This is a genomic window from Pseudoxanthomonas sp. F37 (assembly GCF_022965755.1).
Taxonomy (GTDB): domain Bacteria; phylum Pseudomonadota; class Gammaproteobacteria; order Xanthomonadales; family Xanthomonadaceae; genus Pseudoxanthomonas_A.
The window spans coordinates 921,445-937,591 of the sequence record NZ_CP095187.1 but is presented as its reverse complement, the minus strand read 5'-3'; the positions used below and the strand labels follow the sequence as shown (position 1 = coordinate 937,591).

Here is a 16,147-nt window from a genome sequence, read left to right as displayed (position 1 = left end):
GCTTGCGGCAAACTTCAGAGACTTGTTCAAACCTTATCCACAAGTTGCTGTTTCGTCTCAAATTTTGAGATTGAGGCGTGATTCAGCGAGGTGACCACGCCTTCACGTCACCCGCGGGTGTGCACCGCCCGCGGATGTGGAACTGCGCGAACCGGGGGTCCAGAATTCCCCCATGTGCCTGCTCGCGCTCGCCTGGAATGTGCATCCCCGCTGGCGCCTGCTGCTGGCCGGCAACCGCGACGAGTTCCACGCCCGTCCGACGGCGCCGCTGGCCCCCTGGACATCGGCGCCGCACGTGCTCGCCGGCCGCGACCTGCAGTCCGGCGGCACCTGGGCCGGCGCGGACCGGCAGGGTCGGATGGCGGTGGTCACCAACGTGCGCGATCCGCGCATCCAGGTACCGGGGGCTCCCTCGCGGGGACAGCTGGCGGCCGGGTTCCTGCAATCGCCCGATGGCGCGGATCACCGTGCCTCGGGACTGCTCGCGGCCGCCGAGGCCTTCGCCCCCTTCAATCTGGTGCTGGTCGATGCGACGACCTGCGAGTACCTGAGCAACTACCCCACCCCGCGCCGGACCGCCCTCGCCCCCGGCCTGCACGGCCTGTCCAACGGCGACCTGGACGAACCGTGGCCGAAGACCCTGGCCCTGAAGGAGCGTCTTGCGGCCTGGGTGGCGTCGGGCGAGGACGAGGTGTCGCCGCTGTGGGATGCCCTGGCCGATGAGACCCGCGCCGACGACACCCGGCTCCCTGACACCGGCGTGGGGCTCGAACTGGAGCGCATGCTGTCGGCCGCCTTCATCCGCGACGCCCGCTACGGCACCCGCGCCAGCACCCTGATCGCGATCGATCATGCCGGCCACGGCTGGATCAGCGAGCGCCGGTTCGGGCCGGAAGGCGTGTTCGAGGGTGAGACGACACTGCGGATCGGACCTGCTGAATAACCCCGGCGCTGAAAGTCCGCGATCGCGACTGACGTCGCTGCCACCAGCGCGGTATCCGAGCGCCGCTTCATCAGCCCCTGAGTCAGGGGGCGGCGAGCGCAGCGCGCGAGCGGGGGTCTGGAGGCCAACGGCCCGGGGCCCGAGGTTTGCTTCGCAAACCTTGGGGCTTTCCAAAGCGCCGGTGGCGCTTTGGAAAGCGGCGGAGCCGGCCGGTAAGCCGGGTTCTGTCGTGGACAGTCATTCCTCTAGGCGCAACGTCACCGCTGCGCTCAAGCAACCTACCCGGAGACACTGCGGGCCGCAGCATAGCCTCCCTATTTGGTCTTGCTCCCGGTGGGGTTTGCCGTGCCGGTCCGTTGCCGGACTCGCGGTGCGCTCTTACCGCACCATTTCACCCTTGCCACGCATTCCGAAGAACCGTTCGGCGGTATCTTTCTGTTGCACTTTCCGTCGGCTCGCGCCGCCCAGGCGTTACCTGGCACCGTGCCCTGTGGAGCCCGGACTTTCCTCGGCATCCGTCGTGACAAGCACGATGGATGACGCGACTGTCTGGCCGGCTCCGCCGCGTGCATTGTCGCACAGGGCCAGGGATTGGACGCGCTCAGCGCGGCGCAAGCGCCAGCATGCCGGCGAGCGGCGCCGCCAGGACCAGCCATCCTGTCGGCACCCGCCATCGCACCAATGCCACGACGCCCACGATCACCACGATCAGGTCGGCGATTCCCAGTACCACCTCTGCCCTCAGCGGACCGCACAGCGCCGCCAGCAGCAGACCGACGACCGCGGCATTGATGCCCGCCAGCACGGCGCGCATGCGAGGTACCCCCGCGATGCGTTGCCAGAACGGCAGTACACCGACCACCAACAGGAACGACGGCAGGAAGATCGCCGCCAGCGCCAGTGCGCCACCCACCCATCCGCCACGACCGGCCTCCATCGCGGCACCGAGATAGCCGGCGAAGGTGAACATCGGCCCCGGTACCGCCTGCGCGGCGCCGTAGCCCGCCAGGAAGACCTCCTGCGTGACCCATCCCGGGGCCACAACGCCTTCCTGGAGCAGCGGCATGACCACGTGCCCGCCGCCGAAGACCAGCGACCCCGCGCGATAGAACAATCCGAACACGTCCGGCATCGACCCCGCGCCCGCCGCACGCCAGGGAATCACCAGCAGCGCCCCGAACACCGACAGCGCGACGATCCCCGTCCGCCGTGATCCCGCCTGCCCGGTGTGCGCGAGCGGCGGCTGCGGTCCACCCACCGGCATGCCCAGGCCCGCCAGCGCGCCGAGCACGATCACGCCCACCTGCATCCATGTCGATGGCCAGACCAGCAGCAACGCGGCAGCCCCCAACATCAGCCCCCAGTCGGCCGGCGTCCGGCAGAACGCGCGCGCCATGCCCCATACGGCGTGGGTCACCACCACCACGGCCAGCAGCTTGAGGCCATGCAGCACACCGGGGGGCACCACGTCGCGCCAGTGCGAAAAGCTGGCGCCCAGCGCCACCATCAACAGGGCCGACGGCGCGGTGAAACCGCACCATGCCGCGACGGCGCCGCGGATGCCTGCTTGCGACATACCGATGGCCATGCCCACCTGGCTGCTGGCCGGACCCGGCAGGAACTGGCAAAGCGCGACAAGTTCAGCGTACGCACTGTCCGTCAGCCACTGGCGTCGTGCCACGAACTCATCGCGAAAATAGCCGAGATGGGCGATGGGGCCACCGAATGACACCAGCCCAAGCCCAAGGAATACGCGGAACACCATCCAGGCACTGGCGCGTTGTCGTGGCTCCCGTGCAGTCATCCCTTGCATGAGCGTCACTCCCCTCCTTTCTCAGGTAAAGCGCTTTCCCCGACATCGCGATGATTCAAGCCAGCGCCGCCGCACCATCGAGGACGTCCATGGGAAGCGGTCCGGACGCCAGGATGAAGTCGTTGTAGGCGCGTGTGTCGAACCGCGCCCCCAGGCGCTGCCGGGTCTTCTCGCGCGTCGCCAGTATCTGCTGCTTGCCGACCATGAAACTGCACGCCTGACCCGGGTAGACGCAATAGCGGTCGATCTCGCGCTCGGCGGCGTCGCGATGCTCGCCGGCGTGGGCCACCATCCAGTCGATGGCGTGCTGGCGGGTCCAGCGCGCGTGGTGGAGGCCGGTATCGACGACGACGCGGCAGGCACGGAACAGCTGGCCCTGCAGGTAGCCGATGCGCCCGAACGGATCACCTTCGAATGCACCGATCTCGTCCGCCAGTTGTTCGGCATACAGGGCCCAACCCTCGGTCCAGGCCGAGAAGCGCACCGAGCGCCGGAACAGAGACAGTCCACCCGCTTCGCGCAGCACACTGTCCTGGAAATGGTGACCGGGTATTCCTTCATGGTGCAGCAGCGTCGGGATTCGCCACAGCGCGTTCTCCGCGACCGAGCGCAGGTTGAGGAAGATGGTCGAAGTCTGGGCGGGATCGCTGCTGGCGCTGTAGAAAGCGCCCGGCGCGCCGTCCTGGATCGCGGGCGAGATGCGCTGCACCTCGACCGGTCGATCCGGAATCACCCGGAAACCCCGCGGCAGCAGGCCCTTGATCCGATCCAGGTGTGCGCTGGCGTAGTCGATGATCGCCTGGCGTCCCGCTTCCGTATCCGGCTGGAGGAAGCGCGGGTCGCGGTCCAGGGCGGCCATGCGCTCACCCACCGATCCGCGGGCCAGGCCCTGCGCACGCAGCAGCTGATCGATCTCGGCCGACAGTTCTTCTACCCAGGCCAGGCCGAGTTGATGCAGCTCACCCGGCGCATAACTGGCCGTGGTGTTGGAATGCAGGGCCGAGGCGTAATAGGCCTCGCCGTCCGGCTTGGCCCAGACACCCGCCCGGTCGTCCGCGTGGTGCTGCAAGGCCGCGAGCGCCTCGCCTTGGCGTCGCAGCGCCGGAACGATCCGCTCGACGAAGATCGCGGAGGCGCGACGGTCCAGATCGGCGATCCCGGCATCGCGCGCACGCGCCAGGGCCGACGTCGTCAGTGGATTGCCGGTCGGCGCCGCATCGCGCAAGGTCGCGATCTGCCTCAACGTCTTGGCCAGGATGAAATCCGGGGGGATGACGCCCAGGCCCGCATCGTGGCGGATCTGTTCGGTCTCCTGGTCCAGGGCCACGGCAAACTGGCCCAGCTTGTCCAGGTAGCGGTCGGCATCGGCCGCGTCCTTCATGGGCGAGCGTCCACCGATGCCGTCCGGCAGCCAGAAGTAGGCGCCGTTCATCTGGCTGACGACATACGGGCTGGGCCGCAGGTTCAGGTCGGAAAAACCATAGCGTCCGTACTGGTCCACCATGGCCTCGTAGACGAAGCGGGCCGTGTCGTAGTCCAGCGTCGCGGTGGCCGAAAGCGCGGCACGCTCGATACCGCGCAGTTCGGCCAGGCGCTGTAGCGTGGCCTGTCGGCGGCGCGCGCGTGCGGCCAGCGAATAGTCGGCCAGGCGGTCCGGCCCACCCTCCTCTGCCTTCAGGGCCTCGGCATGGCGTTGCAGCAGGCCCACCAGACGGATGTCCTCGGCGGGCGCATCCTCCGCCGTGTCGGAGACGGGCATCGAACCCGCCCTGCAGACGGCCATGGGCCACGTCACGCCGAGCGCCACGGCGCCGACCAGCAGTTCACGACGACGCATCAAGTGCACCTCCAAAACAAGGCGTCCGGAACCTTCCATGCCGAAAGGCCGGAACGCAGAATGAGATCACGCAGTATCTCCGAAGAAGAAGCGCGCCCAGGGCCTACTGCGCCGCCTCGCCCGACATCAGCCAACGGTCGATCTTGGCTTCCAGCACGTCCAGCGGCAGGGCGCCGGTGTCCAGTACCTGGTCGTGGAAATGCCGGATGTCGAAGTCCGGACCGAGGCGTTCGCTCGCTCGGCGCCGCAGTTCCTGCAGCTTGAGTTCGCCCACCTTGTAGGCGCAGGCCTGGCCCGGGTGGGTGATGTAGCGGTCGATCTCCACCGCTACGTCACGCGGGGACATGGAGGTGTTGGCCAGCATGTAGTCGATCGCGCGTTGGCGGTCCCAGCGCAAGGCATGGATACCGGTGTCGACCACCAGGCGCACGGCGCGCAGCATTTCCATGTCCAGGTGACCGAACCATTGGTAGGGGTCGGAGAACATGCCCAGTTCCTGGCCCAGGGATTCGGCATACAGACCCCAGCCCTCGGTGTAGGCGGTGGCCGGCACCTGGCCGAAACGCAGCAGGTCCGGCAGGCTCTCGTCCTCCTGGACCCGTGAGATCTGGTAGTGGTGGCCGGGCACGCCCTCATGCAGTTGCAAGGTCTCCAGGGTCGGGATGGGACGCGTGTTCAACATGGCCATGTTGAAGTAGAGGACGCCGGGCTCCGAAGCGTCCGGCGGACCGGCGCGGTAGTAGCCCGTGCCCCTCTGGTCACCCAGCGCCGGCAGCGGACGCAGCTCGAATGCGGCACGCGGACGACGCGAGAACAGTTCAGGCATCCGCTCCCAGACCTTTTTTTCGATCCGTTCGAAGTGGTCGATGAGGTCTTCGGGTTTGGAATAGTAGAACTCGGGCCCGGTGCGGACGTGTTCGAAGAAGGCCGGCAGGTCGCCGTCGAAGCCGGTCGCCTGGCGCGCCTGCTCCATCGCGGCGCGGATCCTGGCCACTTCGGACAGGCCGATCTGGTGGATCTGCTGCGCGCTCATCGTGGTGGTGGTGTGCTGGACCAGCAGGGACGCATAGACGCGCCCACCGTCCTTCATCGCCCACAGGCCTGCGCCCTCGGTGGCGACCGGCAGGTAGCGGTCGCGCAGGAACGTGCGCCAGCGCTCGTAGGCCGGAATGGCACGGTTCTCGATGGTCCGGCGATAGGCGGCCTGCAGACGCGCGCGGTCCGCCGGTCGCATGGCATCGGGGAAACGCGTGACCGGGGAGTAGAAGGGATTCTTTTCGACCGGCAGCTCGAGGAAGGCCTCGACCTGCGCCAGGACGTTGTTCACCACCACTTTGGGCTGGTGGTAACCCCGGGCCATGCCCTGCTCCAGGCGCTCCACCGTACTGTCCATGTAGCCAGCGAAGCCCTCCAGCTGGGCCAACCCCCGTTCGTAGTCTTCGACCGTCTTGAAGCGGACGCCCGACAGGTAGTCGGGGAACTCGACGTGCAGGCCGAAGGAGGCGTTCAGCGGCACCAGGTTGCGGATCGCGTGGATGCCGCTGTCGATCTCGCCCAGCGCCTGCTCGGCCTGGTAGCGGAAGGCGTCGTAGGCAATCTGGTCCTTCTCGCCCAGGGAGGCGCGGTCGATGGCGGCCAGGCCCGACAGTTCGGCGCGCTTGTTGGTCGCCAGCTGCCGGGCGAAGGCCTCGCTCTGCGGATCGACGAAAACGGCCCCGGTCGGGGGCAGGCCGCGCTCGGCAAGACGCAGCGGATGGAGCGCGTCGTCCGCCTTCTGGCTCTCCGCCACCAGCAGGGCAAAACGCTCACGGGCGTCCGGCGGGGTCCACGCCATCGCGGCCGGCGATGCGGCCACGACGACCAGCATCGCACCTGCAACCATGAGCCGTTCACGCATTCTCATCTGCATCCCCTTTCATTCGAGGCCCGCCAGAACTGCCCACTATCGCGTGCCATACAATCCCTTTCTCGGCGCGCCGGTGATCTCGGCAGCCAGCTTGGCCGCCGTCGACGGCGGCAGGTGCTCGTTGAGCAGCGCGTAGACGCGGCGGCCCTCGGACAGGCGCGCCTCCATGTCGTCGCCGGCGCCCTCCACCATCACCACGAACTCGCCCTTGCGCTGGTTCTCGTCCGCGTCCACGCGCGCCTGCAGGTCGGCCAGCGTGCCGTCGAGGACGGTCTCGAACAGCTTGGTCAGCTCGCGCGCCAGCACCGCGGGACGATCGTCGCCGAATGCGGCGCGCATGTCGGCCAGCGACTCCACGATACGGTGCGAGGACTCATAGAAGACCAGCGTGCGGGCCTCGCCGGCGAGCCGCTGCAACCGCTCGCGCCGGGCCGATGCCTTGGCCGGCAGGAATCCTTCGAACGCGAAGCGGTCGCTCGGCAGACCGGCGACGCTCAGCGCGGCGATGGCCGCGCAGGCGCCGGGCAGCGGACTGACCCGCACCCCGGCCGCGCGCGCGGCACGCACCAGGCGGAAGCCGGGATCGCTGACCAGGGGCGTACCCGCGTCGCTGACCAGCGCCAGCGACTCGCCCGCCAGCAGCCGGTCGACCACGCGCTGCGCCAGCGCATCCTCGTTGTGTTCATGAAGCGCCACCAGCGGGGTGGAGATGCCGAAGTGGGCGAGCAGCTGTCCACTACGGCGCGTATCCTCCGCGCAGATGGCCGCCACCGAACGCAGCACCTCCAGTGCGCGCGGGGTCAGGTCGCCCAGGTTGCCGATCGGGGTGGCGACGATGAACAGGGTTCCGGCAGGCATTCCAGTGGGGTCCGGTGGCTGGGGGTAGAATCGTAGCCGGTTCCCTTGCCCGAACACCGACGATGCCCTTGGACTCGCCTGTCGCACGCACGCTCTCCGCACGCCTCCGTCCCGCCCGGTCCCTGGTGCTCCTGGTGTGGGTCGCCCTGCTGGCGAGCTGCGCCACTCCCTCCGGCACGGGCCCGGCGACGTCGGCGGCGCGGTTCGCGCCCGCATTCGCGAACGCCGCCACGCTGGCCCGCCAGGATGCCGCCCTCAGCGGCCAGGCGCGCACCGACAATGCGCGCGAGATCGACCGCCTGCTGGCCACGCTCGACGATGCCACCCTCGCGCGCGACGCCGCTGCGCTGCCTTCGGGCGATCCGCTGTACAACTTCGCCGGCCGCGCCCTGCAGCGCCGCGGCCTGCCGCTGCCGCGCCCGTTCGACCGCGGCGCCCAATGGCGCTTCGATGCCGGCAACCGCCCGCCCGCCGACAGCGACGGCTACCGTCCCCCGGTGAAGCTGGCGGTGCTGCTGCCGCTGTCGGGCAACCTGGCCACGGCTGCCGCCCCCGTGCGCGACGGCCTGCTGGCGGGTTACTACGGCGAACGGCGCCGGCGCCCGGAGATCCAGTTCTACGACACCGCCGGCACCGCCGCCGGTGCCACCGCGGCCTATGCGCGCGCCACCGCCGAGGGGGCCGATTTCGTGGTCGGTCCCCTGGGCCGCGACGAAGTCAGCGCGCTGTTCCAACAGCCCGAACTGGCCACCCCCATGCTGGTGCTGAACCGCGGCGCCGTGGCGCCGCCGGACGGCAAGGCCGGTTTTTCGCTGGCGCCGGAAGACGACGGCATCGCCGCCGCCGAGTACGTGCTGGCCCGCGAGCGCAAGACCGCACTGATCATCGAGGGCAGCGACGACAACGGACGCCGCGCCTCGCAGGCGTTCCGCGAACGCTTCGCCGAACGCGGCGGCAGGGTGACGCGCGTGATCAGCGTCGCCGAGACGCCCGGCGACCTGTCGTCCGTGCTGGCGACCGCCTCGCAGGAGGGCGCCGATGCCGTGTTCCTGGCGGTGCGCGGCAGCACCGCGCGGGCGCTGACGCCGCAGCTGGCGCTGGCCGGCCTGGGCGGCAAGACGCGCGTGGGCACCTCGCAGCTCACCTCGGGCACGGGCAAGCCGGAAGAGGACATGGCGCTGGATGGCATCGCCTTCCCCACCGAGGCTTGGACCTCGCGCGGCGTGCCGGCGCTGCCCGCCGCCAGCGTGACCGGCGAGCGCGTGCCGACCGCACGCGGGCCGGCGGCGCGCCTGTTCGCCTTCGGCTACGACGCCTGGCTGTTGACCGCCTACCTGGAGAAGCTGGCGCTGGGCGTGAACACCGAGATCCGCGGCGCAACCGGCCGTCTGCAGCTGGACGGCTTCGGCAACGTGGTCCGCACGCCGTCATGGTCCACCTTCGCCGGTGGCCGCCCGGCGCCCATCGCGGATGGCGGCTGAGCGGCAGGCGCGCGGCCAGGCCGTGGAGAACGCGGCACGCGCGCTGCTGTGCGGCGCCGGACTGATCGCGCTGGCCGCCAATGTGCGCTATCGCGGCGGCGAGCTGGACCTGGTGATGCGCGATGCCGCCACGGTGGTGTTCGTGGAAGTGCGCTACCGCCAGTCGCAGGCGTTCGGCGGCGGTGCGGCCTCGGTCGATGCCGGCAAGCGCAGGCGCCTGGTGCATGCGGCCCAGTGCTTCCTGCAGGACCATCCCGCCCTGGCCGATGCGCCGTGCCGCTTCGATGTGGTGGATGCGCGGGGCGACCCGGCCTCGCCACGGCTGGACTGGATCCGGGACGCATTCCGCGCGGACGAGGTCTGAGCACCCGCCTACAATGGCGTGATGGATGCCAGCCTGCCGAGCGCCTTGCACGATGCCATGTCGACCCGGCTCGGGGACGGCTGGCTGACGGGCGAAGCACGGCGCCTCTACGGCGGCGACGATTCGCGCCGCTGGGCCATGCCCTCGGCCGTGGCGTTGCCGCGCACGCGTGAGGACGTGGTGGCACTGGTACGCGCCTGTCGCGAACACCGGGTACCGCTGGTCGCGCGTGGCGCCGGCACCGGAACCACCGGCGCCGCCGTGCCCACGCAGGGGGGCGTGGTGGTGTCCTTCGCGCGCATGGACCGCATCCTGGAACTGCGCGCAGCCGATCGCTGCGTGGTGGTGGAACCCGGCGTGCTCAATGGCGGACTGCAGCAGACGCTGGTGCCCTACGGCCTGTTCTGGCCGCCGGACCCGTCCAGCGCGGACCTGTGCAGCGTGGGCGGCAACCTGGCCACCAACGCCGGCGGGCCGCGCGCGGTGAAGTACGGCACCGCGCGCGACAACGTGCTGGGCCTGGTCGCCGTGACCGGCACGGGCGAACTGATCCGCTGTGGCGGCGCCTACACGAAGGACGCGACCGGCTACGACCTCACCCACCTGATCGTCGGCAGTGAGGGCACGCTGGCCCTGATCGTCGAAGCGACCTTGAAGCTTTCGCCCCGCCCACGCGCGCAGGCCGGCCTGCGGGTGCTCTACCGCGACGCCGCCAGCGCTGCCGCCGCCGTCTCGCGGATCATGGCGCGGCCGGCGACGCCGACGATGCTGGAATTCATGGACCACAGCGCCATCGCCCTGATCCGCCGCAACGGCAGCGACGTGCCCGAGGCGGGCGCGATGCTGCTGATCGAGGCCGATGGCGACGACGACACCCTGCCCTACGCACTGCAGGCGCTGGCCGACGCGGCGGAAGGCGACGGCCTGATCGCACTGGATGTCGCCGCCGACGGCAGCGCGCGCGACCGCCTGTGGGCCGCGCGCCGTGCGCTGTCGCCGGCACTGCGCACCATCCGGCCGGGCAAGATCAACGAGGACGTGGTGGTGCCGGTGTCGCGCATTCCGGACCTCGTGGCCGCCATGGAGGCGTTGTCCCTTGAGTCCGCCCTGCCCATCGTCGTGTTCGGCCATGCCGGCAACGGCAACCTGCACGTCAACATCATGTACGACGACGCCGATGCCGCCGAGACGGCGCGCGCCCACGCCGCGTTGCCCCGCGTGTTCGCGCAGGTGCTGGCACTGGGCGGCACGCTGTCGGGCGAGCACGGCATCGGCCTGAGCAAGCGCGATTTCATGGCCGATGCGTTCAGCGCCGCGACGCTGGATGCGATGCGGGCGATCAAGGCGGCGCTGGACCCCGATGGCATCCTCAACCCCGGCAAGGTCCTGCCACTGCAGAAGCCCGTGTAGGAGTCAACTGTGTCTAGGCCGTCGACGTAGCAGGCGCCCATGGCGCTTGATCGCGCGCCATGGCGTTGAGCATGGTCAGGTACTTGCGCATGCAGGCGGTCACTGCGAGCTTCTTGGGTTTACCTGCGGCTACCAGCCGCTGGTAGGTCTGCGCCAGGGGTGAGCGTGCCCGGATGGCGGCCCAGGTCGCCATGTAGAGCACGCGTCGCACATCGGCCCTTCCGCCTCCGATGCAGCGCTGACCACGCCAGCGTCCACTGTCGCGGTTGTAGGGCGCCAGACCGACCAGGGAGGCGATCTGCCGCCGGTCCAGCTGGCCCAGTTCCGGCAGGCGGGCGGCCAGGGTGGCACGCAGGATCGGGCCCAGTCCCGGCGCGGCGCCGATCTGGACGGGACAGCGTTCAAGGGCGCAGCGTAGTTGCTGCTCGACCTGGGCAATTCGCTGTTGCAGGCTGTCGATGACCGAGCGCAGGAAGGTCTGCACAGAGGCTTGGCGCACCTGCTGGATCCGTCGGCGATGATTGTCGCGCTCCTGCACCAGGGCCGTGCGCAGTTGCAACCACTCGCGCAGGTTCTGCATCGGAGCGGTCGCAGGGGGCGTGGTAGTGGCCGGCAGCATCTGCGCGGCCAGGGCCAGCACGCGGGCATCCAGGGCATCGGTCTTGGCCTTCAAGCCCAACGCTCTGGCCAGATCGCGTGGACGCCGGGCCGGCAAACGCACGGCCGCCACACCGGCCTGGTGCAGTCCATCCAACAGATCGCGTTCATAGCCGCCGCTGGCCTCGAAGGCAACCCGGCAGCCTTCCAGTTCCAGCAGCCAGCCGACCAGTCCGACTAGACCCTGAGCGGTGTTGGGAAACACGCGGTCCTGCTGGGCGGGCAGGACATGGACGACCAGTTCGTCCTTGGAGACATCGATGCCGACGTACGAATTCATGCGCACTCCGTAGTAGCCTAGGGGCGAGAGCACTCCCATCGATCCCTGGCTTGTACTGCGGACTGCCATCCGTGCAACTGTTCGGGCTTGAGATGGGAGTACGGAGTGCGGCGCCCCGGACTCCTACACGTGCTAACGCACAGCGACATATCGGGCTGCCGCACTCCGCTCTCACAACGCAATCTACCCAATCGATAGACACAAGCGACGCCAGTCGCGACCGCGCCCCGGCACAGCTTGGGCATTCAAGGTGAAGAACGCGCCGCAGCGCGCCCGACGGGCGAACGATCGGTTTTTCGACTGCCTGACCGTGCGGTCGCGACCTGCGTAGCGCCTGCAACAACCTCAGGACTGCGCAAAGTGATCGTAACCCCGGCGCGGTGGCGACCAGGGCGCGCCATCGGAGCCGAGCGGCCGCACCCCCTCACCGGCCACGATGCGACCGATGCGCGTGATCTGCAGGCCGAGCCGTGCCGACACCGCACCGATGTCGGCACCCGCATCGGCCGGCGCGGTGAAGCACAGCTCGTAGTCATCCCCGCCACCGGCCTGCAAGGCGATGCGGTCGGCTTCTCCGAAGGCCTCCCGCAGCGCGGCCGACGCCGGCAGCGTGTCGACATCGATGCAGGCCGCGACGTCGCTGCGTGCGCACACATGGCCCAGGTCGGCGAGCAGCCCATCGGAAACATCGACACAGGCGGTCGCGATGCCGGCCAGGGCACGGCCGGCGTCCACGCGCGGCGTCGGACGATCCAGGCGCTCGCGCAGCATGGGCGATGACCTGCGGTCCAGGTGGGCCAGACCGCCGGCCGCATCGCCGAGCGTGCCGGTGACCCAGACCCCGTCGCCCACGCGCGCGCCATCACGACGCAGCGCGCGGCCCGGCTCCACCAGCCCCATCGCGGTGACCGCGATCGACAGGGGGCCGCGCGTGGTGTCGCCGCCGACCAGCGCGATACCGTGCTGCCCGGCCAGATCGAGGAAGCCATCGAGGAAGCCATCGATCCATGCCGGATCGGACTGCGGCAACGACAGCGACAGCGTGCACCACGCCGGTTCCGCACCCATCGAAGCGAGGTCGGAGAGATTCACCGCCAGCGCCTTCCAGCCGACGTCCGCCGGCGATGTGCCGCGCGGAAAATGGACGCCTTCGTTCAACGTATCGGCCGTGACCACCAGCTGCCGGCCCGGTGGCGGCGCCAGCAGGGCGGCGTCGTCACCGATGCCCAGCACCACGTCGGCGCGCGTCGCCACGCGTGCGCGGATGCGGGCAATCAGGTCGAACTCGCCGGTGCCCATCGCGTCAGGCCCGGGCGCGCGCCAGTTCGACGGCCGCCTGGATCGCCGCGCGCGCCTGCGGGCTGTTCTTCCAGCAGGTGGAGGCGGTCAGGCCGGCGGCACCGGCGAGGATCTCCGACGGTGTGGCCGCGGCCAGTTGCCGCAGCGAGGCGATGCCCATCTGCTCGAGCCGCTGCACCACGGTGGCACCCACCCCCCTCACCGCGAGCAACGCCTCGCGCTCTTCAGCAGGAAAGCGTGCATCGCCGCCCGACACGTCAGCGCCGCGCCTGCGCCTCGGCGGGCCGCCATTCGACGGCGGCGTGGTCGAGCACGCCATTGATGTACGTGTGCCCGTGTTCGGAACCGAAACGCTTGGCGGTTTCGATGGCTTCGTTCAGCACCACGCGGTACGGCACGTCGACGCGGTGGATCAGCTCATAGGCGGCGATGCGCAGCACCGCGCGCTCGATGGGGTCGACCTCTTCCACCGTGCGATCGAGGAAGGGCAGCAGCGCCTGGTCCAGGGCGGCGCGGTGCTTCACCACGCCGCGCACCAGGTCCTCGAAGTATTCGAGATCGGCGATCTCGTGCGCCTGCTCGTGCGCGAACTGGGCGATGACCTGGCCGACTTCGCCGCCCGACATCTGCCACGCGTACACGGCCTGCAGCGCACGGCGGCGCGCGCGGGCGCGCGTGACCGGATCGATGCCGTCCTTGCGGGGGGAATGGGGATGTCGGCTCACGGCGGCTCCTGTGCTGCGTGTTCGTTGCGTACGGATGATCAGGCCAGCTGCGCCAGCAGGTGCGCCATCTCGATGGCGGCCAGCGCGGCCTCCTCGCCCTTGTTGCCATGGCTGCCGCCGGCGCGCGCTTCGGCATCCTCGATGCGCTCCACCGCCAGCACGCCGTTGAGCACGGGCACGCCGGTGTCCAGCTGCACGCGCATCAGGCCCTCGGCGCAGCGGTCGGCCACGTGCTCGTAGTGGCGGGTATCGCCCCGGATCACGCAGCCCAGGGCGACGATGGCCGCATGGTCGCCGGCCGCGGCCAGGCGGGCCGCCACCAGCGGGATCTCCCATGCGCCCGGCACGCGCACCACGTCGATCGCGTCCTCGCCCACGCCATTGCCGGCCAGGCTCTGGCGCGCGCCGGCCACCAGCACATCGGTGATGCGCGGATTCCAGCGGCTGGCGATGATCGCGAAGCGGGCGCCTTCGGGCGCGCGCAGATCGCCTTCGTAGTGGGACATGGCGGGTTCCTTGCGGGGTGGGGAAGTCTACCAGCCGGGGCGACCGGCCGGTCCGGGGATCACGGCTGGACGTACTCGACCACGTCCAGGCCGAACCCGGCCAGCCCCACCTGGCGGCGCGGCGTGCCCAGCACGCGCAGCCGGCCCAGGCCCAGGTCGGCCAGGATCTGCGCACCGGCGCCGTTGCGGCGCCACTGGCCCACATCCTTGGCGTTGGCGCGCACCTCGGGTTGCTTGCGCAGCCGCGCCAGCAGGGACTCGGCGTTGCGCGGTTCGGACAGGACCACCATGACGCCCTGCCCTTCGGCCGCGATGGCGCGCAGGGCATCGGTGGCGTGCACGCCGAAATCGTCGCGCCGCCAGTGCAGCAGGTCGCTCAGCGGATTCTCGACCTGCACGCGCACCAGGGTGGGCGTGGTCTTGTCGGGCGTGCCGCGGACCAGGGCGAAATGCAGGTCGTGGGCGATGCGGTCGCGGTAGGTGACCAGCCGGAACGGACCGAACTCGGTGTCGATCCCGCGCTCGTCGATGCGCTCCACGGTATGCTCGGTGGCCAACCGGTACGCGATCAGGTCGGCGATGGAGCCCATCTTCAGCCCATGCTCGCGTGCGAACACTTCCAGCTGCGGGCGCCGCGCCATGGTGCCGTCGGGGTTCAGTATCTCCACCAGCACGCCCGCCGGTTCCAGCCCCGCCAGCAGCGGCAGGTCGCTGGCCGCCTCGGTATGGCCGGCGCGGGTCAGCACGCCACCGGGCTGGGCGATCAGCGGGAAGATGTGGCCCGGCTGGCTCAGGTCGGCGGGCTTTGCGTCGGGGCGCACGGCGGTGCGGACGGTATGCGCGCGGTCGTAGGCGGAGATGCCGGTGGTGACGCCTTCGGCCGCCTCGATGCTGACGGTGAAATTGGTGTGGAACTGCGCGGTGTTGTGCTGGACCATCGGCGCCAGCCCCAGCTGGGCGCAGCGCTCGCGCGTCAGCGACAGGCAGACCAGGCCGCGCGCGTGGGTCACCATGAAGTTGATATCCGACGGCTTGACCAGCTCGGCGGCCATGATCAGGTCGCCTTCGTTCTCGCGGTCCTCGTCGTCGACGATGACGACCATGCGGCCGTTGCGGATCTCTTCAAGGAGTTCGGGAATCGGGGAAAAAGCCATCTTTCAGCGCTCGGATAATGGAAGAGAAGTCGTCATCCCGGCGAACGCCGGGATCCATCTTGACCTTGATGCTTGGTCTGGCTTGCCAGCGAAACAGCAACGTCAAAGTGGATCCCAGCGTTCGCTGGGATGACGGTGACGGATGACGGTGGGCGTGACGGTGTCCATAGACGGGTCGGACGCCACTCAGCGCGCGCCGAGCAGGCGTTCCACATAGCGCGCGACCAGGTCGATTTCCAGGTTCACCGCGTCGCCGACGGCGGTCTGCGAGAAGGCCGTGTGCGACACGGTGTGCGGGATCAGCGCGACCTCGAAGCCTTCGCCGTCCACCTCGTTGACGGTCAGGCTGACGCCGTCCACGCAGATCGAGCCCTTCCTGGCGATGTACTTCAGCAGCGGCGCCGGCGCGGCGAAGCGCCAGCGCTGCGCGCGCGCGTCCTCGTGCACCGACAGCACGCGACCGACGCCGTCCACGTGGCCGCTGACCAGATGGCCGCCCAGACGGTCGGTCGGGCGCATGGCACGCTCCAGGTTCACCAGTGCGCCTTCGCGCAGACGGCCAAGCGTGGTCAGCGCAAGGGTTTCGTTGGATGCATCGGCCTGGAAGCTGGACGCGTCGAACGCGATCACGGTCAGGCACACGCCATTGACCGCGATGCTCTCGCCCAGCTGCACGGCGTCGAACGGCAGCGTGCCCACGGCAACGGTCAGGCGGATGTCGCCGCCTACGGGCTCCAGCGCGGCGATGCGGCCCACGCCCTCGATGATGCCGGTGAACATCAGCAGGCCTCCAGCGGGAGGACGGGAAAAGCACGGGGAATCGTGGAAGGCATGGCACGTCTCTCGCGGAAGCAAAGCGGAGACGCCCCCGGGGCGCGAAGGCAGGCGCACGACGCCGCGCCTGCGCGCGGTTC

Annotated in this window: 14 protein-coding genes, 1 other RNA gene and 1 pseudogene; 4 read left to right on the top strand and 12 right to left on the bottom strand. The window is 69.8% G+C overall.

Annotated elements, in window-relative coordinates:
* Window positions 1-172: 172 nt before the first annotated feature.
* The gene (locus MUU77_RS04290; protein WP_245091961.1) at window positions 173-943 is read left to right on the top strand and encodes an NRDE family protein; all 771 of its coding nucleotides are present in this window, start codon (window positions 173-175) and stop codon (window positions 941-943) included.
* 197 nt (window positions 944-1,140) lie between these two features.
* On the opposite strand, the gene rnpB is transcribed toward MUU77_RS04290, so the two are convergent.
* The 5 genes from rnpB to rsmI all read right to left on the bottom strand — a co-directional run bounded on the left by rnpB (window position 1,141) and on the right by rsmI (window position 7,357).
* Window positions 1,141-1,504: RNase P RNA component class A (gene rnpB, locus MUU77_RS04285), an RNA gene on the bottom strand.
* Window positions 1,505-1,544: 40 nt separating this feature from the next.
* Window positions 1,545-2,708: a chromate efflux transporter gene (gene chrA / locus MUU77_RS04280; protein WP_245091959.1), complete on the bottom strand. Its 1,164-nt coding sequence runs from the start codon at window positions 2,706-2,708 to the stop codon at window positions 1,545-1,547.
* Between the two features lie 103 nt (window positions 2,709-2,811).
* The gene (locus MUU77_RS04275) at window positions 2,812-4,593 is read right to left on the bottom strand and encodes a DUF885 family protein (RefSeq protein ID WP_245091957.1); all 1,782 of its coding nucleotides are present in this window, start codon (window positions 4,591-4,593) and stop codon (window positions 2,812-2,814) included.
* A gap of 103 nt (window positions 4,594-4,696) precedes the next feature.
* A complete protein-coding gene (locus MUU77_RS04270) occupies window positions 4,697-6,475 on the bottom strand; it encodes a DUF885 domain-containing protein (protein ID WP_245091955.1) in 1,779 nt (592 codons plus the stop codon).
* A gap of 60 nt (window positions 6,476-6,535) precedes the next feature.
* Window positions 6,536-7,357: a 16S rRNA (cytidine(1402)-2'-O)-methyltransferase gene (gene rsmI, locus MUU77_RS04265; RefSeq protein WP_245091953.1), complete on the bottom strand. Its 822-nt coding sequence runs from the start codon at window positions 7,355-7,357 to the stop codon at window positions 6,536-6,538.
* Between the two features lie 224 nt (window positions 7,358-7,581).
* Between rsmI and MUU77_RS04260 the strand changes: the two are divergent.
* The 3 genes and pseudogenes from MUU77_RS04260 to MUU77_RS04250 all read left to right on the top strand — a co-directional run.
* Window positions 7,582-8,838 (top strand): annotated as a pseudogene (locus tag MUU77_RS04260) (penicillin-binding protein activator); the annotation flags it as partial.
* Window positions 8,828-9,202: a YraN family protein gene (locus MUU77_RS04255; RefSeq protein WP_245091951.1), complete on the top strand. Its 375-nt coding sequence runs from the start codon at window positions 8,828-8,830 to the stop codon at window positions 9,200-9,202. The pseudogene MUU77_RS04260 and the gene MUU77_RS04255, both read left to right, overlap by 11 nt.
* Before the next feature lie 21 nt (window positions 9,203-9,223).
* The gene (locus MUU77_RS04250) at window positions 9,224-10,612 is read left to right on the top strand and encodes an FAD-linked oxidase C-terminal domain-containing protein (RefSeq protein WP_245091949.1); all 1,389 of its coding nucleotides are present in this window, start codon (window positions 9,224-9,226) and stop codon (window positions 10,610-10,612) included.
* Between the two features lie 13 nt (window positions 10,613-10,625).
* Here MUU77_RS04250 and MUU77_RS04245 read toward each other — a convergent pair whose 3' ends face one another.
* From MUU77_RS04245 to MUU77_RS04215, 7 genes are all read right to left on the bottom strand, one after another.
* Entirely contained in the window at window positions 10,626-11,549 is a 924-nt protein-coding gene (locus tag MUU77_RS04245) for a transposase (protein ID WP_245087217.1), read from the bottom strand.
* Between the two features lie 345 nt (window positions 11,550-11,894).
* Window positions 11,895-12,848 (bottom strand): thiamine-phosphate kinase, encoded by a 954-nt coding sequence (gene thiL / locus MUU77_RS04240; protein ID WP_245091947.1) that lies wholly within the window; start codon window positions 12,846-12,848, stop codon window positions 11,895-11,897.
* A 4-nt stretch (window positions 12,849-12,852) separates the two neighbouring features.
* Window positions 12,853-13,041 carry a hypothetical protein gene (locus tag MUU77_RS04235; RefSeq protein WP_245091945.1) on the bottom strand — a complete coding sequence of 63 codons (189 nt, stop codon included), beginning with the start codon at window positions 13,039-13,041 and terminating at the stop codon, window positions 12,853-12,855.
* A 64-nt stretch (window positions 13,042-13,105) separates the two neighbouring features.
* A complete protein-coding gene (gene nusB, locus MUU77_RS04230) occupies window positions 13,106-13,573 on the bottom strand; it encodes a transcription antitermination factor NusB (RefSeq protein WP_245091943.1) in 468 nt (155 codons plus the stop codon).
* A 38-nt stretch (window positions 13,574-13,611) separates the two neighbouring features.
* Complete coding sequence (ribH, locus tag MUU77_RS04225) at window positions 13,612-14,079, bottom strand: 6,7-dimethyl-8-ribityllumazine synthase (RefSeq protein ID WP_245091941.1); 468 nt, start codon at window positions 14,077-14,079, stop codon at window positions 13,612-13,614.
* A gap of 59 nt (window positions 14,080-14,138) precedes the next feature.
* The gene (gene ribB / locus MUU77_RS04220; protein WP_245091939.1) at window positions 14,139-15,233 is read right to left on the bottom strand and encodes a 3,4-dihydroxy-2-butanone-4-phosphate synthase; all 1,095 of its coding nucleotides are present in this window, start codon (window positions 15,231-15,233) and stop codon (window positions 14,139-14,141) included.
* A 186-nt stretch (window positions 15,234-15,419) separates the two neighbouring features.
* Entirely contained in the window at window positions 15,420-16,013 is a 594-nt protein-coding gene (locus MUU77_RS04215; RefSeq protein ID WP_245091937.1) for a riboflavin synthase, read from the bottom strand.
* Window positions 16,014-16,147 lie beyond the last annotated feature (134 nt).

Excerpts from the sequence above, each read along its gene's own strand:
- MUU77_RS04290 (WP_245091961.1), top strand. The coding sequence starts at position 173 with ATGTGCCTGCTCGCGCTCGCCTGGAATGTGCATCCCCGCTGGCGCCTG.
- MUU77_RS04215 (WP_245091937.1), bottom strand. The coding sequence starts at position 16,013 with ATGTTCACCGGCATCATCGAGGGCGTGGGCCGCATCGCCGCGCTGGAG.
- ribH (WP_245091941.1), bottom strand. The coding sequence starts at position 14,079 with ATGTCCCACTACGAAGGCGATCTGCGCGCGCCCGAAGGCGCCCGCTTC.
- ribB (WP_245091939.1), bottom strand. The coding sequence starts at position 15,233 with ATGGCTTTTTCCCCGATTCCCGAACTCCTTGAAGAGATCCGCAACGGC.
- MUU77_RS04250 (WP_245091949.1), top strand. The coding sequence starts at position 9,224 with ATGGATGCCAGCCTGCCGAGCGCCTTGCACGATGCCATGTCGACCCGG.
- chrA (WP_245091959.1), bottom strand. The coding sequence starts at position 2,708 with ATGGTGTTCCGCGTATTCCTTGGGCTTGGGCTGGTGTCATTCGGTGGC.
- rsmI (WP_245091953.1), bottom strand. The coding sequence starts at position 7,357 with ATGCCTGCCGGAACCCTGTTCATCGTCGCCACCCCGATCGGCAACCTG.
- thiL (WP_245091947.1), bottom strand. The coding sequence starts at position 12,848 with ATGGGCACCGGCGAGTTCGACCTGATTGCCCGCATCCGCGCACGCGTG.
- MUU77_RS04255 (WP_245091951.1), top strand. The coding sequence starts at position 8,828 with ATGGCGGCTGAGCGGCAGGCGCGCGGCCAGGCCGTGGAGAACGCGGCA.
- MUU77_RS04245 (WP_245087217.1), bottom strand. The coding sequence starts at position 11,549 with ATGAATTCGTACGTCGGCATCGATGTCTCCAAGGACGAACTGGTCGTC.
- MUU77_RS04275 (WP_245091957.1), bottom strand. The coding sequence starts at position 4,593 with ATGCGTCGTCGTGAACTGCTGGTCGGCGCCGTGGCGCTCGGCGTGACG.
- MUU77_RS04270 (WP_245091955.1), bottom strand. The coding sequence starts at position 6,475 with ATGGTTGCAGGTGCGATGCTGGTCGTCGTGGCCGCATCGCCGGCCGCG.